The organism is Sphingomonas sp. S2M10 (assembly GCF_012650175.1).
GTDB lineage: Bacteria > Pseudomonadota > Alphaproteobacteria > Sphingomonadales > Sphingomonadaceae > Sphingomonas.
The window spans coordinates 1-3073 of record NZ_JAAILI010000020.1 but is presented as its reverse complement, the minus strand read 5'-3'; the positions used below and the strand labels follow the sequence as shown (position 1 = coordinate 3073).

Here is a 3073-nt window from a genome sequence, read left to right as displayed (position 1 = left end):
TGTAAACGCTCGCGCTAAGTGGCGGCATTCTGATCGCGCTATTTGTCGGCGAGCGTCGCTACGCGGCTACCGGCTTGGTCTCGGCCGATCGCACATAGGCGTAGAGTGTTGGCTTGGAGATGCCGAGCATCGAGCAAATCTTGGCGATCGGCATCGTGTTCTCGTGGTAGAGCCTGAAGGCCAGGTCGCGCTTGTCCTTGCCGAGTGCGGCCGGCCGGCCACCCTTCTTGCCGCGAGCGCGGGCTGCGGTGAGACCGGCCTGGGTCCGCTCGCGGATCAGGTTGCGCTCGAACTCCGCCAATGCCCCGAACAGGTGGAAGGTAAGCTTGCCCGACGTGGTGGTCGTGTCGATCGCCTCGTGCAGGCTCAGCAGCCCGACCTTTTCCTCGTCGAGGTAGGTCATCCATCCGATCAGATCACGGAGCGAGCGGCCGAGCCTGTCGAGGCGCCAGACCACCAGTGTGTCGCCGGCGCGAAGCAGCTCCTTCACCTTTTCCAATCCAGGGCGAGCGGCAGTCGCCCCGGAGGCCTTGTCGGTGATGACCTTCTCGCAGCCGGCAGCCTTCAGCGCATCACGCTGGAGGTCCAGGTTCTGCTCGGCGGTCGATACGCGGGCGTAACCGATTTTCATGCGTAGGGCCGGTGGCGCCCCGATCGGGCGCGGTTTGGGAAGAAAGTCGTCATCGGCAGGTCTATGTTGCCCTAGTTTTCTTTACCGGGTAGATTTACGTCGAACAGGCCGGTTTGGCAACGCGAGCGGACTCGCATGGCGATGGGCAGGCAAATCTCCGTTTTCCTTACCTGCGACACGGACCGTCGGCGGTGACGCATCCGGCGCTTGTCCCGCCGCTGGCGATCGAGCGCTACCGCGTCCTTGAACCGCACCTCGCCGATGGCATCCCGCTCGCGGACCTCGCCCGCACCGGCACGCTGAGCGAGCGGACGTTGCAGCGCTGGCTCGGGCGCTACCGTGCCGAAGGACTTGCCGGTCTCGCGCGTCTGCCGCGCAACGATCGGGGCAGGCTGCACCTGCCGGAACATCTGGTCGAACTGACCCGCACTCTCGCCACCAAGCGCCCGCGACCCCCGGTCGCCGCCATTCACCGAAAGGTGCAGGAACTCGCCATCGCGCATGGACACCGAACCCCCAGCTATGCGGCCGTCGCGCGTGTCGTCAGGGCGATACCGGCAAGCCAGATCGCCGCAGCCTCCGATCCGGCCGTCTACCGCGACCAGCACGAGCTAGTGCATCGGCGCGAAGCCGCGACCTCGAACGAGATGTGGCAGGCCGATCATACCGTTCTCGACATTCTCGTGCTCGATGATGCCGGAACCCCGGTGCGTCCTTGGCTGACCGTCATCGTTGACGATCACAGCCGAGCCATCGCCGGTTACTTCCTCAGCCTCGATGCCCCCAGTGCCCTCAACACGGCGCTCGCCTTGCGGCAGGCGATCTGGCGCAAGCCCAATCCCGAATGGATCGTCAGCGGCATTCCCGAACAGCTTTACGTCGACAACGGCTCGGATTTCATCTCCGAGCATATCGAGCAGGCGTGCATCGCCCTCAAAATCCGCCTCATCCATTCGCTGCCGGGGCGTCCTCGCGGGCGCGGCAAGATCGAGCGGCTGTTCCGCACCATCAACGACATGTTCCTGCCCGACCTGCCCGGCCACCTGATCGCGGGCAAGCCGCTGTCGGCGCCAGTGCTCACGCTCGACGAGCTGCGCGCCCGCTTCGAGGCGTTCGTGTGCGGCGTCTATCATCGTCGCCCGCATGGCAGCACCGGCGAACCGCCGATCACGCGCTGGCAGAAGGGCGGGTTCCTGCCCGCAATGCCCGACAGCCTTGAACAGCTCGACATGCTGCTCGTGCACGTGCCCAAGCCCCGTAAAGTGCTGCGCGACGGCATCCGTCTGATGGGCAGGCGCTATGTCGAACCCACGCTCGCGGCCTTCGTCGGCGAGCAGGTCGAGGCGGTCTATGACCCCCGCGACCTGACCGAGATCCACGTCTACCACCAGGGCCGGTTCGTCTGCCGTGCGCTCAGCTCCGAGCACGCTGGGCACCCGTCGTTGCGCGCGATCCAGCGCGCCCGGCGCGGCGCGAAGGAGCGCGACAAGCAGGTGCCTGCCCCCACGGAGACCTTCGATGGCGACCAAGAGGATACGGCTTCCCGGCCCACCACCTACCGAGGGCTCCGGCTCTACGCCGCTGACGATTGAGTTCCTGGTCGAGCAGCCGTTCCTGGCGACCCGCGAACATGCCCGGTTCGTCGAGTTTGCCGAAGCCTGCGCGCACTACCGCTATATCGGCGTGTGTCATGGCCGGCCGGGCGTCGGAAAGACGCGATCGGCGCGCGAGTTTTCCAGCTTCCCCGACCTGGGGGAATATGCCGCGCTCCGTCCCATTGCCGCGCTCCTTGGCGAAAAGGTCGCTCGCTGCCGCGCCGTCTTCTACACCGTGTCGGTCAGCAACACGCCCAAGACGATCGACGCGGTGTTGGGCCTCAACCTCATTAAGCTGGGCTATGCCCGGCTGACGGTCGCGGGCGGCTCGCAGGACGAAATCACCCATGACGCCGCCCGCATCGCCTGCCCCCTCGTCATCGTCGACGAGGCCGACCGCCTGACCATAAAGTCGCTCGAACATCTCCGCGACATGGCCGATCGCCACGGCTTCGGGCTGATCCTGATGGGTATGCCGGGCTTGGAGAAGCGCCTCGCCCGCTATGCCCAGCTCTACTCGCGGATCGGCTTCGTCCACGAGTTCAAACCGCTTACCGAGACCGAAATGCGGCTGCTGCTCGCGACCCACGCCGGCGATTTCGGGATCAGCTTCGACCCGGCCCAACTCGACGCGATCGAAGCGCAGGCAGCCGTGATCCGCATCACGCGCGGCAACTTCCGGCTCATGGAGCGCCTGTTCGCGCAGATGCGGCGGATCATGACCCTCAACCGCGTCGAGGAGGTCACCGCTGACATCGTTCAGGCCGCGCGCGATTGCCTCGTCATCGGACCCGGCAACTGACAAATAGCGCGATCAGAACGCCGCCATTTAGCGCGAGCGTTTACA

3 protein-coding genes are annotated in these 3073 nt (G+C 65.7%); 2 read left to right on the top strand and 1 reads right to left on the bottom strand.

Annotated features, from left to right (window positions below):
* Positions 1-58: 58 nt before the first annotated feature.
* Complete coding sequence (locus S2M10_RS05925; protein ID WP_125946565.1) at positions 59-631, bottom strand: recombinase family protein; 573 nt, start codon at positions 629-631, stop codon at positions 59-61.
* A 191-nt stretch (positions 632-822) separates the two neighbouring features.
* Here S2M10_RS05925 and S2M10_RS05920 point away from each other — a divergent pair, with 191 nt between their 5' ends.
* Positions 823-2223 (top strand): Mu transposase C-terminal domain-containing protein, encoded by a 1401-nt coding sequence (locus S2M10_RS05920; protein WP_004212864.1) that lies wholly within the window; start codon positions 823-825, stop codon positions 2221-2223.
* Complete coding sequence (locus tag S2M10_RS05915; protein ID WP_009824028.1) at positions 2150-3028, top strand: AAA family ATPase; 879 nt, start codon at positions 2150-2152, stop codon at positions 3026-3028. Before S2M10_RS05920 ends, S2M10_RS05915 begins: the two co-directional genes overlap by 74 nt.
* The last annotated feature ends 45 nt before the right edge of the window (positions 3029-3073 follow it).

Coding starts and splice junctions, on each gene's coding strand:
- S2M10_RS05925 (WP_125946565.1), bottom strand. CDS start 631: ATGAAAATCGGTTACGCCCGCGTATCGACCGCCGAGCAGAACCTGGAC.
- S2M10_RS05915 (WP_009824028.1), top strand. CDS start 2,150: ATGGCGACCAAGAGGATACGGCTTCCCGGCCCACCACCTACCGAGGGC.